Raw genomic sequence first — 18,078 nt, forward strand, 5'->3', positions numbered from 1 at the left:
GAGTCACTCATGACCGAACATGCCGTAGGTATTGTCGACGGCTTCAGCGGATTCGCCGTCGTCGATCTCGACGCCGCGCGAACCTTCTACGCCGAGACTTTGGGCCTCGAGGTCTCGGCGGGCGAGATGGGGATGCTGCGCATCACCCTGCCCGGCGGGGCGACCGTCATCGTCTACCCGAAGCCCGACTTCGTACCGGCCACCTATACAATTCTGAACCTAGCGGTCAGCGACCTCGATGCCACCGTCGATGAGCTCACCGAGCGCGGCGTGGAGTTTCTTCGCTACGACGCCTTCGAGCAGAACGACAAGGGCATCGCGGCCGGCGAAGGGCAGGGGCCGGACATCGCCTGGTTTACCGACCCGTCCGGCAACATTTTGTCGGTGCTGAAGAACCCATAGGTTCTTAGTGGCCGCGACCCTTGCCCTTGTTGGGGTTCTTGGTCGGACGGGTGCGCCCAGGGGCACTCTCGGTTCTCTTGCGCACGGCCGGTTTGGCCTTCGCAGCGGCAACCCGAATTACCTTGGCAGCAGCCTTGGCCTTGTCGGTCTTCTTGGGCTTGCGCGGTGGCTTGGGCGGGCGACCGTCGCTGCGAACCTCGGGCTGCTCGCCGTCTGCGGCGGCGTCAGCCGCGGCGGCGGCACCGGCATCCGTTCGCGAACTGGCCTTGGACCGACCGCGCACGATGCCGATAAACTCTTCGATGTCCGCGGTGGTTTCGCGGGTGATCCAGGCGAGGGCGATCTGGGTATCAGCCACGCCGGTGACCGGGCGGGAGACGACGTCTTTGCGGCCGTACAGCCGGGCGACCCCGTGCGGCACGATGATGATGCCGACGCCGGCGGCGACCAGCTCCATGGTTTCGTCGAGGTCTCGCATCAGCGGCAGGGGGCGGCGAGTTCCGTCGCGCACCTCGTCGGCGAGGTCGCGCCATTCGGGCACGTCGTCGGGGTCTTGCAGCAAGTGCTCCGCGGCCAGATCGGCCAGCAGGACGGTCTCGGCCTGCAGGGTCGCGTGATCCTTTGACGCCACCACGACCGGAATCTCGCTGTACAGGTTGATGACGCTCAGGTTGGTCTCATTGATCGGTAGGCGCACGAGGCTGACCTCGGCCCGACCGTCATGGAGCACCGTGATCTGCTCTGCCGTTTCGGTGCGAAACACGGTGAGGGGCACGTCGGGGCGGCGGTCGCCCCAGATCCGGGTCCATTTGGTGGGGGTGACACCGGCGACGAAGGCGATGGAAAAGCTCACCGGCATCCTTTCTGGGGCAGTTGAGACAGGCGCAGGGTAGTTGAGGGGCCATTTGCCCAAACGAGGACCCTCTCAGGCTATACGCTTGAGCAATGAGTTCCGAGAAGAAGCCCCAGACCATGAAGCCCGCCACGGCGGCCCAGAAACTCGGGATTCTGCTGGGCGGCGCACCGGTCGAGTTCCAGACCGAATTTGTCAGCCGCATTGAGCTCGCCGAGCTCATGGCCAACCCGCCGGAGTGGCTCACGCTGCTGCGCGCCAACGGTCCGCACCCGCGTCAGGTCGTCGCCGCCAAGCTCGGCGTCTCGATCTCCGGCCTGGCCCGCAGCAAAATCACCGACCCGCTGACCACCGCCGAGATATCCGCCCTGCTGCAGCAGCCGCCAGCCTGGCTCGTGCTTGAACGTTCCACCCAGGCCGGCGTGCGCGCCGACCAGATCGCGGTGAAAGACCGCGACGCGCACCGCGCGGCCAAGAAGGCGCACGTCGAGCGTCAGGCTTCGCAGGAGCAGGCCAAGCGCGACCGCTCCTAGCGTTTGAGCGCTGAGAGGTCGTAAATCGTCTGGTCGAGGGCAGTTTTAGGCCGATATGCGACCCCTCACCCGGGCTTCCGCGTCGGCGGGCGTCTGGTACGTCCGCTCGTTTTCGGCACATTTTCGGTACGTGTGCGGCGCGGTGGCGACCGCCTGCTGTCGTGACTGAAAGTGGATGCCGCGCTGTAGCATCCACTCGACTGAGCGTTTCTAGGCGGCCGGCTCCAGGTACTGCGTGCGCAAGAAATTGACGACGTCGCCGAGCTCGGCCTGCGAGATCGAGTGTGGCAGACCCTCGTAGATGCGCTCGGTGAGCGTGCTGTGCCCGGGCAACCACGCCTGGGTGCGTGTGACGGCGCTCGCGGGAATGACGCCGTCGACGGTGCCACGACCCCAGAACACGGGAAGCGGGCGCTCGGCCAAACGTGCGTCGCCGGACTGCGGGCCGCTGGCGACGAACCCGGAGAGGTTCACGGCGAAGCTGAACCGGTCTGGCGCCATGCGCAGCAACTGCAGTGCCATGGCGCCACCCTGCGAAAATCCGAGCAGACCGACGGTGGACGGCTGCTGCGGCAGGGCGTCGAGCCAGGCCAGCACGGCGGCAACGCCCGCGTCGACCGCGGCGTTGTCGGGGTTTCCGGGATCGTTGATTGGAAACCAGGCCCAGCCGTCGCCGACCGGCAGCGGCGCGCGCAGTGCCGCGATCACCGGCTCAAGCGGAAGGTGCGGCGTGAGCGAGAACAAGTCGCCCTCGTGCGAGCCGTATCCGTGCAACACGAGCAGGAGCGGGCGGTCAACTTGGTCGGCGCCGGACGCGGACCAGAGCACGGCGGCGGCGTCGATGGTAGTGCTGGTGGTCATGGGTTCCTCCCGGGTTTGCGCCGCGTGGGCGCCGTGTCCTCCCATACTTTCACTGCACGGCCCGTTTCTGGCACTTGGGAACGACGCCGGTGCACGCGCGGAGCCCACGTAGGACAGAATGGCCTCATGAGCGTGCGAACCCCTGATCCAGACCCGGACTGGACGCCAAAGCCCCCCGCGGGAGCCCCGAACACGAATCCGGGTTGGCTGAAGGATGTTGAACTTGCCGAGATTCGTCGTCGCCTTCCCATCTTGTACATCGAAGCCGTGCCAGTGCGGGTCGACAGTCTCGGCCAGGTCGTCGAGGTCGGCGTGCTGCTGCGCGCCCGGTCGACCGGCGAGATGACGCGCACGCTGGTCTCCGGCCGGGTGCTCTACGGCGAGACCCTGCGCGATGCGCTCTTTCGTCACCTCGAGAAGGACCTCGGCCCGATGGCTTTCCCGCAGCTTCCGGTCAGCCCGGTACCGTTCACCGTCGCCGAGTACTTTCCGATGCCGGGCATTACCGCTTATACAGATGACCGCCAGCACGCCGTCTCGCTGGCTTACGTCGTTCCCGTCACCGGCACCTGCGACCCGCGGCAGGATGCCCTTGAACTCACCTGGATGACCCCGACCGAGGCCGTGTCACCGGGAGTCTCGGCCGAGATGGAAGGCGGTCGCGGAGCGCTGCTGCGTGCAGCGATGGCGTCGGTCGGTCTGCTCTACTGAGGTGGCGGCGCGCGCCTCACGGCGCCACTGTGAGAAGGCGGCACTGGTTTGAACACGTGCGAACTTTTCTAACGCGTACCACGAGCTGTCCGGCGGCATCCGCTTGACGGGGCGTGCGGAATACACGAGCCGCTCGGACTGTACCGGGCGCGCTACACGGGCTGGGGCAGCGCCGAACTCAGGCCGAGCGTCTTGAGAAACAGGCGCGCGTAGCGGTCGACGTCGACGTCAAGCGCGACCTCGGCGGCCTCCCACTCGCTGGCCAGGCCGTGCACGATGTCCTCGCCGGGATGCGTGCGCTGGTCGACCAGGGTCTGGCCGCGACCGTATCCGGACAACTGCACGCGCAGGGGTAGCATCTCGGTGGTCACGCCATCCGGGTCGACAAGGGCGCACAGCGCCCCAGCGTCGCCAATGAGTCCGGTGTATTCTGCGTTGCGGCCAGCGCCGAGAGCGACCCTGTTGCTCAATAGTCGGCCGACGACCTGCGCGAGATTCGACTCTTTGCGCAGGAGCTCGAGAGCAACAGGCTCACCAATCGATACCTGGTTGAACACGTCCAGTCCGTACATGAACGTCGGTACTCCGGAATCGAGCACGATCGCTGCGGCTTCCGGGTCGTGCCAGACATTGAATTCGGCGACCGCTGTCGCGTTACCGACCGTGGTCGAACCGCCCATGAAGACGATGCGCTCAATGTTGTCGGCACACTCGGGGTACTGGCGCAGCAGCAGGGCGAGGTTGGTTTGCGGGGCGAGCCCGACCAGGGTGACCGGGCGCGGACTGGCCACAATGAGCCGGCGCATGAGCTCGATCGAGCTGATCGACTCGGCCTTGCGGCCGGTCGCCGGCAGCAGCAGCGTGCCGAGGCCGCTTTCGCCGTGCACGTGTGCGGCCGAGCGGGCCGGCTCCAGCAGGGGGCGGCGGGCGCCGGCGGCGACCGGCACGAGTGGAGCGTCTGCGACGTCGAGAATGCGCAGGGTGTTATCGACGACGCGTTCCAGTGAGGCGTTGCCCGCAACACAACTGATGCCGAGCACATTGATGGCGGGGTGCTTGATGGCGAACAGGATAGCCAGCGCGTCGTCGACGCCGGTGTCGACGTCGAGGATGACGGGGGTGGCGGCCGTGGAAATAGTCATCCGTTCACCCTATGGGCTTCCCCGCGCCCCAAAACCCCATTGAGGGGTTTTGGGCCATAACGTACCGCTGGTCGGCAATTTCTCCGCGGGCGACTCGTCGAGTGGGCGGCTGGAGCGCCGCCCGGTTGCTAGCGAACCAGTCGCACCTCGTGCAGCGTCTCGCCGAGCACCTCTTCGTTGCGCTCGAGGCCGTCGGCCAGATAGCCGTTGCGGGCATAGAAGGCGTGCGCTCGGGGGTTGTCGGCGGCCACCCATAGAGACGAGGCACCGGGGTCGACCACAGAGTCGAACAGTTTCTGGCCGACGCCTGAGCCGTGGTTTGCCTCAAGCAGGTACAGAAAAAACAACTCGTGCGGGGTGGGCTGGTCACCGTCGCGCGTCGGTCCGCTGCCAGCGAAGCCCACGATCTCGCCATCGATGAGCACGACGTTTTGGCGATATTCCGCACCTTGGGTCGTGAAGCGGCGCCAGAGAGCGGCGAGGCGCTGGGGCCGCAACTGTGACAGAGCGGCCTGGCTGAGCAGGTGATCGTAAGTTTCATGCCAGCAGGCGGCGTGTACGAGGCCCAGGCTTTCGGCATCGGCTTCTTCTACGGATCGAACGACAACGGTGGTGTTCATGATTCGACACTATCCGTGTTTGCGGGTGCCGCTTGACACGTCGCGGTGCGCGCAGAAAACGGGCCGGGCTCCGAAGAGACTGGCCCGCTTTCTTTACACGGATGCTGCTGGCTGGCTAGCCCTGCGAGCGGCGGGGAGCCGAGCGGCCAGCGCCACCCGAGCTCGGTCCGCGGACGAGTCCGCCGACCTGAAGGCTGCCGACTCGGGCTCCGCCCGAGCGGCCAGCGGCCGAACCGGAACGGGGTGCGCTGGTGGCAGCGCCGGCCGGACGGCCGGAGCGTTCACGACGCGCGCCACCGGCCGAAGCCGAGTCGCGGCTGGCGCCACGGCCGCCGTCGTTACGGTCGGTGCGGGCACCGCCCTGGCTTCCACCGGAACGGCTGGCGCCGGCGTCGCGGCCTCCATCTGAACGGCCACCCTGCGAGCGACCACCCTGGGAGCGACCACCTTGCGACTGGCGCTGCTGCTGCGGCGCCTCGACGCGGGGCGCGGGCTTGACATAAGCGGCCACGTTGCCCACGAGGGCGTCGACGGCGGGGGAGGAAGCGTCAACGCGTTGCGGGGTCACCTTGATGGCGGCCTTGCGCAGCAGGGCGTCGGTGTCGCGCTTCTGCTCGGGGAGCACGACGGTGACGACGTCACCAGCGCTGCCGGCACGGGCGGTACGGCCCGAGCGGTGCAGGTAAGCCTTGTGCTCGGCCGGCGGGTCAACGTGAATCACGAGTTCGATGTCGTCGACGTGCACACCGCGAGCGGCGACATCCGTTGCGACGAGAACCTTGACGGTGCCGGCGCTGAACGCGGCGAGGTTACGGTCGCGGGCCACCTGCGAGAGGTTTCCGTGCAAGTCGACGGAGGGAATGCCGGCGTCGGTGAGGCTCTTGGCGAGCTTCTTGGCCTGGTGCTTGGTGCGCATGAAGAGGATGCGACGGCCGGAGCCGCTCGCTAGCTTCTGCACGAGCTCTTTCTTGGCGTCGACGCCGGTGACCTCGAACACGTGGTGGGTCATGGCCGAGACGTGGCTGTTGGCTTCGTCGACGGAGTGCATCACCGGGTCGTGCAGAAAACGCTTGACGATCTTGTCCACGCCGTTGTCGAGCGTGGCGGAGAACAGCATGCGCTGGCCATTGCCTGGCGTCTTGTCGAGAATGCGGGTGACGACGGGCAGAAAGCCGAGGTCGGCCATGTGGTCAGCCTCGTCGAGCACGGTGATCTCGACCGAGTCGAGGTTGACGAAGCCCTGCTTCATGAGGTCTTCGAGGCGACCTGGGCAGGCCACGACGATGTCGACGCCGGCCTTGAGCGCGGTGACCTGACGACCCTGCGAGACGCCACCGAAGATGGTGGTGGTGTTGAGGCCGTAAGCCTCGGCGAGCGGCGTGATGGCGTTGGTGATCTGCGTGGCGAGCTCGCGGGTCGGCGCGAGGATCAGACCGAGCGGGCGACCGGGGCGACGCTTGCCGCCGGCGAGGTTGCCGCCGAGGCGAGACACCATCGGAATGGCGAAGGCCAGGGTTTTGCCCGAGCCGGTCTTGCCGCGGCCGAGCACGTCGCGGCCGTTCAGGGTGTCAGGAAGGGTGTCGACCTGAATCGGGAAGGCGGTGTCGATTCCCTGTGAAGAGAGAACCTTTACCAGGGGGGCCGGCACGCCGAGCGTGCTGAAAGTTGTAGACAAGGTGGTGCCTTTCAGGCATCAGTCTCCTCGCCCGTTCGGTTTACCGCGCAGCGGCAACCAAACCAGGAGGATTCACATGGCGAAGGTGCCGAGGGGCACATCCGTTCGCCGTAAGAATGTTTCATTCGAAAAATCAGATCAGCCTTGGTGGGCCGCCGGATAGAGAAGAGGGCGTTCTACGACGCAGCAAGCGCAACTACGCACTCGCAAGTAGTCCCACTCTAGCGGATGCTGTCAAATCGGCTCGCTGGCCGCTACGAGTGGTCGCCGTGGTACAGCTCGCCGACGGGCACCTCGACGTCGATGACATTGCCGCTTTGCGGCAGCGGACAGGCCCACATTGGATCGTAGGCGCAGGAGGGGTTGTAGGCGAAGTTGAAGTCGAGAATGAGGGTGTCGTCGTCGACGCCGGGGCCGAGATCGGCCCCCTTGATGGTGTCGAGCAGGTAGCGTCCGCCCCCGTAAGTTCCATCGCTTTTGCCGGCCAGAGCGTCTTTCAGCGGCAGGAACAGCCCGCCGCCATAGCTCGTGAGCCGCCAGATATCGAGCGAACCGAGGTAGGGTAGCCGCACGGTACCCACCAGGTCGAACGGCACCGTTCCATCGGTTCCGGTCTCCACATTCAGGCGGTACGGCTGCTCAGCGCGGTGCACCCGGGCCTCGAACCGCCAGTCCGGGTCGTAGGCCGCAATGGGTAGCCCGGTGAAGGCCGAACGATCGTCGGGCAGCAGCGGCGACGATGGATGCCCCGCAAACAGTTCATCACGCCCCGACCGCCACAGCTCATGCCCGCTTTTCGGGCTGTGCACATTGAGCTGGCGCACCCCCGCGTACAGGCCGGTGACACGGCGGCGCCAATCGGCGATCTGCAAGGCACCCAGAGAAGAACTCATGGTGGTTACGCTACCGCGCGCTCGACCTCGTGCGCAGGGCTGTCGTAGGTCGGCGATGCCTGCGAAAGGTATGGCGCTGAAGCATCCGTTAGTAATCTTCGGTCTCGGTGGGTGCCGAACGCTGTGACAGGGGCACGAAGTTCGAATCGTCGATTCCGACGTCGTGCTGCCAGGTCGGCGCGAGGTGCTTGAGCCGCAGCATCCGCCACTGCCAAAATGCCCAGAACGTCGGCCAGAGCGCGAGCGTGACCGGGCGGCCGCGAAAAATAAGCTGGTCACGGTAGAGCGTTTTGCCGGTGTCGGCCGGGTCGGGGGCGATTGCCATGCGGTGATCCCAGAGGGTGACCGCACTCAGGGCGCCGGATACTCCGCGGCCGGTGTCGCGCAGAATGCGCACCCCGTCGAGCCGGTGGGTGGAGTTGGCGAGCCGAATGATCTGGGTTCCCATCGGCACCAGGCCGAGCATGGAGAACACCGCGGGGTGCTCGCCGGGTTCCCAACGGGTGGGGAAGCCGTCGGCTTCGAGGGACTTGACGGCCATGAACGGGCTGCTCACCTCCCGAAAAACGGCGGGACTGTGGATTGCGTGCCAGGCGGCATCCGGTGTGCAGTCGAGGATCTCTTTCAGCAGTACGCGCATGGTTCCAGTTTGGTCTGAGCGTGGCATGCAGTACAACTGCGTGCGGTAGAAATGACGTGTGGCAATTCGGTTCTGGCTCGTTGTGGTGCACCGCGAGCACGTGCTGCGCGGTGTCGATTTGGGCATCGCGCGCGCCAACCGCGGCGTCGGGGACCTAATCTCGCACATGGGCGAGGCCGACGGTATCGTCTACTACTCGCCGAAAACTGCGATCGAGGGCGATCCACTCAAAGAATTCACCGCGATTGGCCGAATAGCGGATGCCCACGCCTACCAGGTCGGCGACCCCGCGAACGAGTATCGGCCGTGGCGTCGCCGGGCCGACTACGATCTGGATGCCTGGCCCACCAGCATCCGCCCGCTGTTGTCGGTGCTGCAGCTGACCCGAGGCAATCCGGATTGGGGCTTTCAGCTGCGCCGCGGCATGCTGGAGATCTCCCGGCACGACTTCGAGATGATTCGGCAGCAGATGCGCCGACCCTCTGCCGACGACCGGTAGGGGCACGCTGGCTCGGTGCCGATAGCGGGGGCGGTAGCGCGTCGGGTCCGGTCGCCCAGCAACCCTCATTAGACTCACGGCTATGAATGGCGATCTCTGGTGGGTACCCTCGGTCATCGTCATCGGCCTCGTGTTGGCCGGAGTCTGGGCGCTGGTGGCAGCTTCGCGGCGGCGCACCCGGGCTCGAATCGATCAGGTGAGCGCCGAGGCCGCCGAGCTGGCCCGCAGCGCGAATATCAGTCTGGTGCGCGCCGACGATCTGGTGCAGGACGCGACCGATGAGCTCGGCTTCGCCATCGCGCAGTTCGGCGAATCCCGGGCGCGGGAGTTCGCCAGGGCGCTCAGCACGTCGAAACGCCAGCTCAGCGATGCCTTCGCGCTGCAGCAAAAGCTCGACGACGCCGTGCCAGACACAGCTGCCGAGCGTACCCGCTGGAACCAGCAGATCATCCAGCTCGCCGATGAGGCCACCGGCCGGCTGACCGGCCAGGCGCGTAATTTCACCGCCAAGCGCGGCGTGGAACGCAACGCGCCGCAGCAACTCGACGAACTGCGCCGACGCCTCGATCGCGTGTTCGATCGGGTCGCCGGTGGAGCGAACACGCTCGCCCGGCTCGGCTTGAGTTATTTGCCACCGGCGCTCGCCCCAATCAGCGGCAACGTTCTGCGGGCGCAAACCGCACTCGACCTGGCCGTGGCTACCGCCGATACTGCCGCTGCGCGCCTCGAGGCCGCGTCGTCCGAACCGGTGGGGGAGCGGCTGCAGGCTGCCGAGCACTCCCTGTTTCAGGCGACACAACTGCTCGACGCGATTGAAACCGGTGAGGACCAACTGCACCGCGGTTTCGCGAACCTGCAGCAGGCACTGGATGCTGCCGGCTCGGAACTCGCGCAGGCGCGCGCCCTGCGCGATGGTCACGAGGAATCCGACACCAGCGCGTCCCTGAACCTCGTCATCACCGAGGCGGCCGCCGTGCAGGCGTCGTTGCGGGAGCCCGGGAGGCTCAGCGACCCATCCTCGGATCTCGTGAAGCTGGAGGCGGCGATGAACGGGCTGGACAGCATCCGTTCTGAGGCACGCAATCGGCAGTTGCGGCTCGAGAACGCCCGCACCGCCCTGGCCGGGGCGCTGCTCACCGCCCGCAGCCAGATTACAATCACCCGCGACTTTGTGGCCGCCCATCGCGGTCGGGTGCAGGCCGCCGCGCGCACTCGTTTGGCCGAGTCTGAACGGCAGCTCGCGCTCGCCGTGGCCGAGGCCGACCCAGTGACCGCACTGGACACCGCTCGTCGAGCGATGATGCACGCCACGGATGCCGACGCCCTCGCCCGCTACGACGTGCACTGACCTTGTGGGCGCCGACCTTGTGGGCGCCGACTGTGCCGGCGCTGAACGTCTGGGCGCTGACCCGCGGGCGCTGAGCCCAGGGTGTTGACCCGCGGGCGCTGAACGTCGGTCAGCCGAACGGCGGAAGCCGAGGACCGGCCGAGGCTGCGGCCCGACGCCGGATCGCCGGCGTAATTTCGCGCTGCAGCCAGCTGATGGCGTGGGCCTGATCAAACCGGCGGGCGCAGAGTCCACAGCCTAGCGGCCGGGTGGGCTTCCGATACCGAAAATGGGTGTGTCCGGCGGGGCAGAGACCCACCCAGGGAGCGAGCTCGTTGGCGATCTCACCATCGTGGGTGCGCTTGCCATCGTAGCCGAGGTCGTGGGCTATCTTCTTCCAGCGCGGACCATGCCCGGCGCGCGGCCCGGCCAGGGCATGCGCGAGTTCGTGCAACAGAATCTGGTGCACGTCGTCGTCGGCATAACGCGCGGCGAGGTAGCGCGACACGGTGATGTGTTTCGCGCTGAAATTGCACAGGCCGGCCCGCTTCTTGGCGTTGTCGAAGCCGAAGGTCCAGTTGGGGTCGAGGTGCAGCACGATAAGCGCGTCGGCCCATCGTCGCACCTGGGCGAGATCGGCCATCAGGGCGTCACCGTTCCCACGCAGCAATTGCGCGTCGGCGCGAGATCGGACGCCTGCATCACGAGGGCGCCACCGTTCCCGCGCCACCATCGGGTGCGAGGTCAGACATCAAGAACATCAAGGTGCCACCCCCACACGGCTCAAATTAACTGCGTACAGCCGGTCGTCGCCTTCCGCCGGGAAACCGCGGCCATCCGTGTTATTACTCACAAACCACAGTGTGCCAGCCGGCCCCGACACCACGTCGCGCAACCGGCCGTATCCGTTGACAAACCACTCGGTGGAGGTGTCGGTGGAGGAGGCGCTCAGAATCGGAATACTCCATAAGCGCTGGCCGCGCAGGCTCGCCAGGAAGATGGTGTCATTCACAATGGCGATGCCGCTCGGGCTAGCTTCGTCGGTCGACCACTGACGTTCCGGGTCGAGATACGCCGGGTCGCCGACCTGGCCCTCGACCAGCGGCCAGCCGTAGTTGCCGCCGGGAACGATGCGGTTGAGTTCGTCCCAAGTGTTCTGGCCGAACTCGCTCGCCCATAGCTGGCCGCGGGAATCCCAGGCCAGGCCCTGCGGGTTCCGATGCCCGAACGAGTACACCAGCGTGCCGAACGGATTATCCTCTGGCGCGGTACCGGTCGGTGTCATTCGTAAAATCTTGCCGCCGAGCGAGTCCAAGTCCTGGGAATTGGCAGTGTCTCCGGCGTCCCCGACCGTGGCGTAGAGCAGCCCGTCTGGGCCGAACGCGAGGCGCCCACCGTTGTGATTGCCGGCTCGGGGGATCGAGTCGAGCACGAGGGTGGGCGCTCCGAGGGTGTGGTTGCCGGGGGAGCCGGCCAACGGCATCCGTTCGATGCGGTTGTCGGAGGCCGTGGAGAAGTAGGCGTAGACCCAGCCCGCACCGCCGGGGGCCGCCGTGTCGGCCAGAAAAGTGAGGCCGAGCAGCCCGCCCTCACCGCTCGGCTGCGCTGCCGACACCGTGCCGGCGTCGCGCAGGCTGCCGTCGGGCAGTAACTCTCGAACCCTGGTTGTGTCGCGCTCGCTGACGAGCGTGGCGCCAGTGGGCAGCCGCAGAATCGACCAGGGAGCTTGAAGTCCCGTTGCGATCACGACCGGTTCGCCGACCGGATGCACCGGCGCGGGTTGGCCTTCGTCCGTGGCGGTAGCCGTCGGTGTTGGCTGGGCCGGAGTCGACGATGCGGGCGTAGTCCGGGGCGCCTCCGCGCTGCAGGCGGCCAGCGCCACCGCCACCAGCGAAGCCGTGACGATCGCACGCCATCGCCAAAAAGTCTGATTTGTCATTAGTCACCTCGCCTTCGTGCTGAACACAGCATGCCGCACATCGCACTGGGCGGCCAGTACTCGACCGGGACTTGCCGAGCGGCGCGGCGCCGCTTTACCACCGGTACGAGGTCTGGCATTCGCCCGGCGGCAATTACCGGGCAGAGAGTGCGCATAACTCCTGCAAATTCTGCAGGCGAGAAGCGGGTGCCGCGAAATTTGCGCGGATGTTCTGGTCACCGGCAACAAATTGCCGGAGTTATGCACAGCGATCAGCTCTGCGCGTCGCGGGCCGCGATGTGCGACTCGACCACGGCAACGGCCAGCAGCGAGCTGTCGAGTTCGTCGGCGTCGGCGCCGTCTTTCTCGCGCAGAAACACCGCTGCGGTGAAGTCCGCGAGTGCACCCTCGAGATTGCCCTGGTCGAAATACACCTTGCCGCGGTGCTGGCGGCCGTAGGCGGCGAGGCGGGTCCACTCGTGCACCTCGGAGTCGAGAATGCAATGAGTCAGCTCGCTCGCTGCCTCGACGAGCTTGCCCTGAAACTGCAAAACCTGTGCACGACGGATGCGACTGGCCACCGCCTGCTCCCTGTTGCCGGTGAAGCGCGACTGGCGGACGGCCTCGTTGGCAACCTCCCAGGCCTCATCGAGCCGGCCAACGAGGCGCAGCAGGGCGACCTTTTCGTTCAGCGCGGCGAGGCTGCGCAGTGTCCCGAGTTCTTCAAGCCGCTCACCGGCCGCCTGGAGGTCCACTTTCTCGCGCAGGGTGATGGGGTCGTAACCGATGATGAAACTCAGGGTGTGTTCCTGTAATGACGAAGGCGGCCGCGGCCGCGCGGAGAATTGACGGGTGCCCCTAGAATACCGCCGCCCGCGGGCCTCCGGTCGCCAGCGTGCCCGCCTGCCCGTGGCTTATTCAGGAAATCCGCCGCGCTGGTCGTGTCACCCTCGCCAGATCAGTGGATGCAGCCAGGGGCTTCGCGCATCGCTCCTGAATTAGCCCCCAGCCCGACGAGAATCTGGCGCCGGTCGCCGGTCGCCGGTCGCCGGTCGCCAATGGTCGCTGGCGCGGGCACGCTGGCGCGGGCACGGTGGCTTATTCAGGAAATCTGCCGCGCTGATTGTGTCACCCCCGCCAGATCAGTGGATGCCGCGCCCATCGCCGCGCACTTGTCCTGAATTAGCCACAGGGACGCCGGGCTAGTGCCCGATCTGAAAGACCGTGCGGCCGGGCAGCGGCGACTGCGTCGACGTCTCGTCGGTCGCCACGAGCGAACCGGCCATGAACTGCTTGAGTTCGGTGCCCTCGATCACCTTCGCCGGGTGGGGGCCGTTCGCGAGCAGCCGTGGAATCCAGTTGAGGTCGATCGGCGTGTGCGCCGCGATGAACACGATGTTGCCGAACCGGCGACCCTTGAGCACCTGCGTCTCGGCGAAACCGATCACGTGCGGAAACACCGCGGAGAGGGTTGTGGCCTGGCCGCGCGCGAATGCGAGGCCGGGGCCATCCGCTACGTTGACGGCGAGCACGCCGCGGGGCGACAGCAGCGGGGCGGCGAGCGCGAAGAACTCGCGGCTTGTGACGTGCTTCGGGGTGCGCGCCCCCGAGAAGATGTCGACCACGACGAGGTCGACCGCGCCGTGCAGCCCGGCCGGAAGCTTGCCGAGCACCTCGCGGGCATCGCCGTGTCGCACGCGCAGCTGGGCGCGCTTGTCCCAGGGCAGCACAGAACGCACCAGGTCGATCAGATCGCTCTCGATTTCGACCACCTGCTGGCGCGAGCCCGGCCGGGTCGCCTCGACGTAGCGCGGCAGGGTGAGGGCGCCGGCCCCGAGGTGCACGGCCGTGATCGGCTCGTGCGGGTCGCCGAGCAGGTCGATGACGTGCCCGATGCGCTGGATGTACTCGAAAAACAGCTCATCCGGGTGATCGATGTTCACGTGGGACTGCGGCGTGCCGTCGACCACGAGCTGAAAGCTGCCCGGGGTGAACCGGTCAGGTTCGATCACCGCAGTGTGTCCGCTCAACTTCAACACGACAGACGGATGCCCCTCTGCCACCTCACCCTTACGCCCAGTACTCATCGTCCTAGTCTGCGCCTTGTCAGCGTGCCCACGCCGCAGCATTCGTTTCGCGAAAGCGGGTAAACGGTTGGCTCAGCCTCGTGAACCAACCGCGTACCCGCTTCCGCGAGAATCGGCGAAGAATCGGCGAAGAAGCGGCGAAGAAGCGGCGTGGGATGAAAAAGAGGGTGTTATACCTGAGAGTTTGCAGATTTGCAACAATTGGGTGGACATGACGCGAATGGGGGCATATAGTTGATCCTTGCGCTCCCAGACAAACTATGCCTTCATATTGCGGTCGGCTTTGCGTGTTCAAGCCACCTTGAGGCACACCTCTTATGAGGGTCTGCGGAGTCATCACCAATAACAGTAACTAGACCTGACGGGGTCCACGGAGGTTATTTCCTTGGCTGCTGCGCGCAACGCAACCACCAACTCACCCAAGAACGGCCGCTCGCACGAGCGTCTGTCGTTCGCAAAGATCAGCGACCACTTGAACGTTCCGGATCTGCTTGCTTTGCAGACCGAGAGCTTCGACTGGCTCGTCGGCAACGACATCTGGAAGGCTCGCATCGCCGAAGCCCAAGCTGCCGGACGCCAGGACCTGCCGAATCGCACCGGGCTCGATGAGATCTTCGAGGAGATCTCTCCCATCGAGGACCTCGGCGAAACGATGCAGTTGTCCTTCACCAACCCGGAGCTCGAGCCGGAGAAGTACACCATTGACGAGTGCAAGGAAAAGGGTAAGACCTACTCTGCACCCCTCTACGTGAATGCTGAGTTCATGAACCACCTCACCGGTGAGATCAAGACTCAGACCGTGTTCATGGGCGACTTCCCGTTGATGACCCCCAAGGGCACCTTCGTGATCAACGGCACCGAGCGTGTCGTCGTGTCGCAGCTGGTGCGTTCCCCGGGCGTGTACTTCAACCGTGAGCAGGAGAAGACGTCTGACAAGGACATCTACTCCGCCCGTGTCATCCCGAGCCGTGGTGCTTGGCTTGAATTCGAGATCGACAAGCGCGACCAAGTTGGCGTGCGCATCGACCGCAAACGCAAGCAGTCCGTGACCGTGTTCCTGAAGGCTCTCGGCCTCACCAGCGAGCAGATTCTCGAAGAGTTCAAGGGCTACGCGTCCATCGAGCTCACCCTCGAGAAGGACAACATCCTCACCAAGGAAGAAGCCCTCAAGGACATCTACCGCAAGCTTCGGCCCGGCGAGCAGGTTGCCGCCGAGGCTGCGCGTGCGCTGCTCGACAACTTCTTCTTCAACTCCAAGCGCTACGATCTGGCCAAGGTTGGTCGTTACAAGATCAACCGCAAGCTCGGCCTCGAAGCTCCGCTGAGTGACTCCGTACTGACGCTGACAGACATCCTGGCCACCATCAAGTACCTCGTGGCACTGCACGACAACCAGACCACCCTTCCGGGTCTGCGCGACGGCAAGATGACCGACATTAACATCGACATCGACGACATCGACCACTTCGGTAACCGTCGGATCCGTGCTGTTGGCGAGCTCATCCAGAATCAGGTGCGTACCGGTCTGTCCCGCATGGAGCGCGTCGTTCGCGAGCGCATGACCACACAGGACATCGAAGCGATCACCCCGCAGACCTTGATCAACGTGCGCCCTGTCGTCGCCGCGATCAAGGAGTTCTTCGGCACGTCGCAGCTCTCGCAGTTCATGGACCAGAACAACCCGCTCGCAGGCCTCACGCACAAGCGTCGCCTGTCCGCGCTGGGCCCGGGTGGATTGTCCCGTGACCGCGCCGGCGTCGAGGTGCGAGACGTTCACCCCTCGCACTACGGCCGCATGTGTCCCATCGAGACTCCTGAGGGCCCGAACATCGGCCTGATCGGTTCGCTCGCCTCGTTCGCGCAGATCAATGCGTTCGGATTCATCGAGACGCCGTACCGTCGTGTGCTGAACAACAAGGTCACCGAGACGATCGACTACCTCACCGCGAGCGAAGAGGACGACTTCATCGTCGCCCAGGCCAACGCGCCACTGACCAAGGACTCGCACTTCGCCGAGACCCGCGTGCTTGCTCGTAAGAAGGGTGGCGAGGTCGACCTCGTTCCCGCTGAAGACATCGGCTACATGGATGTCTCGCCGCGCCAGATGGTGTCGGTCGCGACCAGCCTCATCCCGTTCCTCGAGCACGACGATGCAAACCGTGCGCTCATGGGTGCCAACATGCAGCGTCAGGCGGTGCCGCTGCTGCTCAGCGACAGCCCGCTCGTCGGAACCGGCATGGAGGTCTACACGGCTATCGACGCCGGTGACGTGCTCACCGCGCTGAAGCCCGGTGTGGTCTCCGAGGTGTCGGCTGATGTCGTCACCATCCAGCTCGATGAGGGCGGCACGCAGGACTACTACCTACGCAAGTTCTCGCGCTCCAACCAAGGCACGAGCTTTAACCACCGCGTGATCGTCAACGCCGGTGAGCGCATCGAAGCCGGCGAGGTTATCGCCGACGGACCCGCCACCGACCAGGGAGAACTCGCCCTCGGAAAGAACCTGCTCGTGGCATTCATGCCGTGGGAAGGCTACAACTTCGAGGACGCGATCATCCTGAGCCAGAACCTGGTCAAGGACGACACCCTCTCCTCGATTCACATCGAAGAGTACGAAGTGGATGCCCGCGACACCAAGCTGGGTAAGGAAGAGATCACTCGCGACCTTCCCAACGTGTCTCCGGACTTCCTCGCCGACCTCGACGAGCGTGGCATCATTCGCATCGGAGCCGAGGTTCGCCCCGGCGATATCCTCGTCGGCAAGGTCACGCCGAAGGGCGAGACCGAGCTGTCTGCCGAGGAGCGCCTGCTGCGCGCCATCTTCAACGAGAAGAGCCGCGAAGTTCGCGACACCTCGCTCAAGGTTCCCCACGGTGAGCGCGGCACCATTATCGGTGTCAAGGTGTTCGACTCGCAGGACGGCGACGACGAGCTCGGCTCGGGCGTCAACCAGCGCGTGGTCGTGTTCATCGCTCAGAAGCGCAAGATCACCGAGGGTGACAAGCTCGCCGGCCGTCACGGCAACAAGGGTGTTATCTCCCGTATTCTGCCGATCGAGGACATGCCGTTCCTCGCCGACGGAACCCCGGTTGACATCATCCTCAACCCGCTCGGTATCCCCGGTCGCATGAACTTCGGCCAGGTGCTCGAAACGCACCTCGGCTGGATTGCGAAGCAGGGCTGGAACGTCGAGGGCAAGCCGAAATGGGCTGCTCGTCTTCCGGAGCACGCCTTCAGCGCCGCCCCCGGCACGAAGGTCGCCACCCCGGTATTCGACGGTGCGCTCGAGATCGAGATCGAGGGCCTCCTGGACTCCACGACCCTGACCCGCGACGGCGAACGCCTCATCGGTTCCACCGGAAAGACCCAGCTCTTCGACGGTCGCTCCGGCGAACCGTTCCCGATGCCGGTGTCCGTTGGATACATGTACATCCTGAAGCTCCACCACCTCGTCGACGACAAGATCCACGCTCGCTCGACCGGCCCGTACTCCATGATCACGCAGCAGCCGCTGGGTGGTAAGGCGCAGTTCGGTGGACAGCGTTTCGGTGAGATGGAGGTGTGGGCGCTCGAAGCATATGGAGCCGCTTATGCCCTACAGGAACTCCTGACCATCAAGAGCGACGATATCCTCGGCCGTGTCAAGGTGTACGAAGCCATCGTCAAGGGCGAGAACATTCAGGAACCCGGCATTCCCGAGAGCTTCAAGGTTCTTATCAAGGAAATGCAGTCGCTCTGCTTGAACGTCGAGGTACTCTCGGCCGATGGCACCGCAGTCAGCCTGCGCGACACGGATGACGAGGTGTTCCGTGCTGCGGAAGAACTCGGCATCAACATTTCCACCCGGTTTGAGTCGTCGTCCATCGACGACATCTAAGCCCGGTCCAAAGAAACTTCGAAAACTTTCCAAGGAGAGA

General features: G+C 65.4%; 17 protein-coding genes. 6 read left to right on the forward strand and 11 right to left on the reverse strand.

The window, feature by feature from the left end:
* The first annotated feature begins 9 nt into the window (after positions 1-9).
* Entirely contained in the window at positions 10-402 is a 393-nt protein-coding gene (locus tag CXY71_RS09140; protein ID WP_104135328.1) for a VOC family protein, read from the forward strand.
* Positions 403-406: 4 nt separating this feature from the next.
* Here CXY71_RS09140 and CXY71_RS09145 read toward each other — a convergent pair whose 3' ends face one another.
* A complete protein-coding gene (locus CXY71_RS09145) occupies positions 407-1,255 on the reverse strand; it encodes a LysR family substrate-binding domain-containing protein (protein WP_158253037.1) in 849 nt (282 codons plus the stop codon).
* A gap of 92 nt (positions 1,256-1,347) precedes the next feature.
* On the opposite strand from CXY71_RS09145, the gene CXY71_RS09150 reads away from it, so the two are divergent.
* A complete protein-coding gene (locus CXY71_RS09150) occupies positions 1,348-1,788 on the forward strand; it encodes a DUF5997 family protein (RefSeq protein WP_104135330.1) in 441 nt (146 codons plus the stop codon).
* 210 nt (positions 1,789-1,998) lie between these two features.
* Here the strand turns inward: CXY71_RS09150 and CXY71_RS09155 are convergent, their stop codons facing one another.
* Positions 1,999-2,649 (reverse strand): alpha/beta hydrolase, encoded by a 651-nt coding sequence (locus tag CXY71_RS09155; protein WP_104135331.1) that lies wholly within the window; start codon positions 2,647-2,649, stop codon positions 1,999-2,001.
* A gap of 126 nt (positions 2,650-2,775) precedes the next feature.
* Here CXY71_RS09155 and CXY71_RS09160 point away from each other — a divergent pair, with 126 nt between their 5' ends.
* Complete coding sequence (locus CXY71_RS09160) at positions 2,776-3,360, forward strand: NUDIX hydrolase family protein (protein ID WP_104135332.1); 585 nt, start codon at positions 2,776-2,778, stop codon at positions 3,358-3,360.
* Between the two features lie 152 nt (positions 3,361-3,512).
* Here CXY71_RS09160 and CXY71_RS09165 read toward each other — a convergent pair whose 3' ends face one another.
* From CXY71_RS09165 to CXY71_RS09185, 5 genes are all read right to left on the reverse strand, one after another.
* Positions 3,513-4,502 carry a nucleoside hydrolase gene (locus tag CXY71_RS09165; RefSeq protein ID WP_233198228.1) on the reverse strand — a complete coding sequence of 330 codons (990 nt, stop codon included), beginning with the start codon at positions 4,500-4,502 and terminating at the stop codon, positions 3,513-3,515.
* A 128-nt stretch (positions 4,503-4,630) separates the two neighbouring features.
* Positions 4,631-5,122, reverse strand: coding sequence for a GNAT family N-acetyltransferase (locus CXY71_RS09170; RefSeq protein ID WP_104135333.1), 492 nt, complete (start codon positions 5,120-5,122; stop codon positions 4,631-4,633).
* A gap of 115 nt (positions 5,123-5,237) precedes the next feature.
* Positions 5,238-6,797: a DEAD/DEAH box helicase gene (locus CXY71_RS09175; protein WP_104135334.1), complete on the reverse strand. Its 1,560-nt coding sequence runs from the start codon at positions 6,795-6,797 to the stop codon at positions 5,238-5,240.
* A gap of 254 nt (positions 6,798-7,051) precedes the next feature.
* Positions 7,052-7,690: a DUF1684 domain-containing protein gene (locus CXY71_RS09180; RefSeq protein WP_104135335.1), complete on the reverse strand. Its 639-nt coding sequence runs from the start codon at positions 7,688-7,690 to the stop codon at positions 7,052-7,054.
* An 88-nt stretch (positions 7,691-7,778) separates the two neighbouring features.
* The gene (locus tag CXY71_RS09185; RefSeq protein ID WP_199184264.1) at positions 7,779-8,330 is read right to left on the reverse strand and encodes a hypothetical protein; all 552 of its coding nucleotides are present in this window, start codon (positions 8,328-8,330) and stop codon (positions 7,779-7,781) included.
* 58 nt (positions 8,331-8,388) lie between these two features.
* Here CXY71_RS09185 and CXY71_RS09190 point away from each other — a divergent pair, with 58 nt between their 5' ends.
* Together CXY71_RS09190 and CXY71_RS09195 are read left to right on the forward strand one after the other, a co-directional pair.
* Complete coding sequence (locus CXY71_RS09190; RefSeq protein ID WP_104135336.1) at positions 8,389-8,829, forward strand: EVE domain-containing protein; 441 nt, start codon at positions 8,389-8,391, stop codon at positions 8,827-8,829.
* Positions 8,830-8,911: 82 nt separating this feature from the next.
* Entirely contained in the window at positions 8,912-10,177 is a 1,266-nt protein-coding gene (locus CXY71_RS09195; protein WP_104135337.1) for a hypothetical protein, read from the forward strand.
* A 109-nt stretch (positions 10,178-10,286) separates the two neighbouring features.
* Here CXY71_RS09195 and CXY71_RS09200 read toward each other — a convergent pair whose 3' ends face one another.
* From CXY71_RS09200 to CXY71_RS09215, 4 genes are all read right to left on the reverse strand, one after another.
* Positions 10,287-10,799, reverse strand: a complete 513-nt coding sequence (locus tag CXY71_RS09200; RefSeq protein ID WP_104135373.1) for a SprT-like domain-containing protein — start codon at positions 10,797-10,799, stop codon at positions 10,287-10,289.
* Positions 10,800-10,916: 117 nt separating this feature from the next.
* Positions 10,917-12,095 (reverse strand): sorbosone dehydrogenase family protein, encoded by a 1,179-nt coding sequence (locus CXY71_RS09205; protein WP_104135338.1) that lies wholly within the window; start codon positions 12,093-12,095, stop codon positions 10,917-10,919.
* Positions 12,096-12,346: 251 nt separating this feature from the next.
* Complete coding sequence (locus CXY71_RS09210) at positions 12,347-12,829, reverse strand: hypothetical protein (protein WP_233198227.1); 483 nt, start codon at positions 12,827-12,829, stop codon at positions 12,347-12,349.
* A gap of 447 nt (positions 12,830-13,276) precedes the next feature.
* On the reverse strand, positions 13,277-14,161 hold the full coding sequence (locus CXY71_RS09215) for a spermidine synthase (protein WP_104135339.1): 885 nt from the start codon (positions 14,159-14,161) through the stop codon (positions 13,277-13,279).
* A gap of 385 nt (positions 14,162-14,546) precedes the next feature.
* Here CXY71_RS09215 and rpoB point away from each other — a divergent pair, with 385 nt between their 5' ends.
* Positions 14,547-18,038 carry a DNA-directed RNA polymerase subunit beta gene (gene rpoB, locus CXY71_RS09220; RefSeq protein WP_104135340.1) on the forward strand — a complete coding sequence of 1,164 codons (3,492 nt, stop codon included), beginning with the start codon at positions 14,547-14,549 and terminating at the stop codon, positions 18,036-18,038.
* Positions 18,039-18,078: the final 40 nt, after the last annotated feature.

Origin of the sequence: Cryobacterium sp. Y62 (assembly GCF_002929785.1) — a bacterium.
Taxonomy (GTDB): Bacteria; Actinomycetota; Actinomycetes; order Actinomycetales; family Microbacteriaceae; genus Cryobacterium.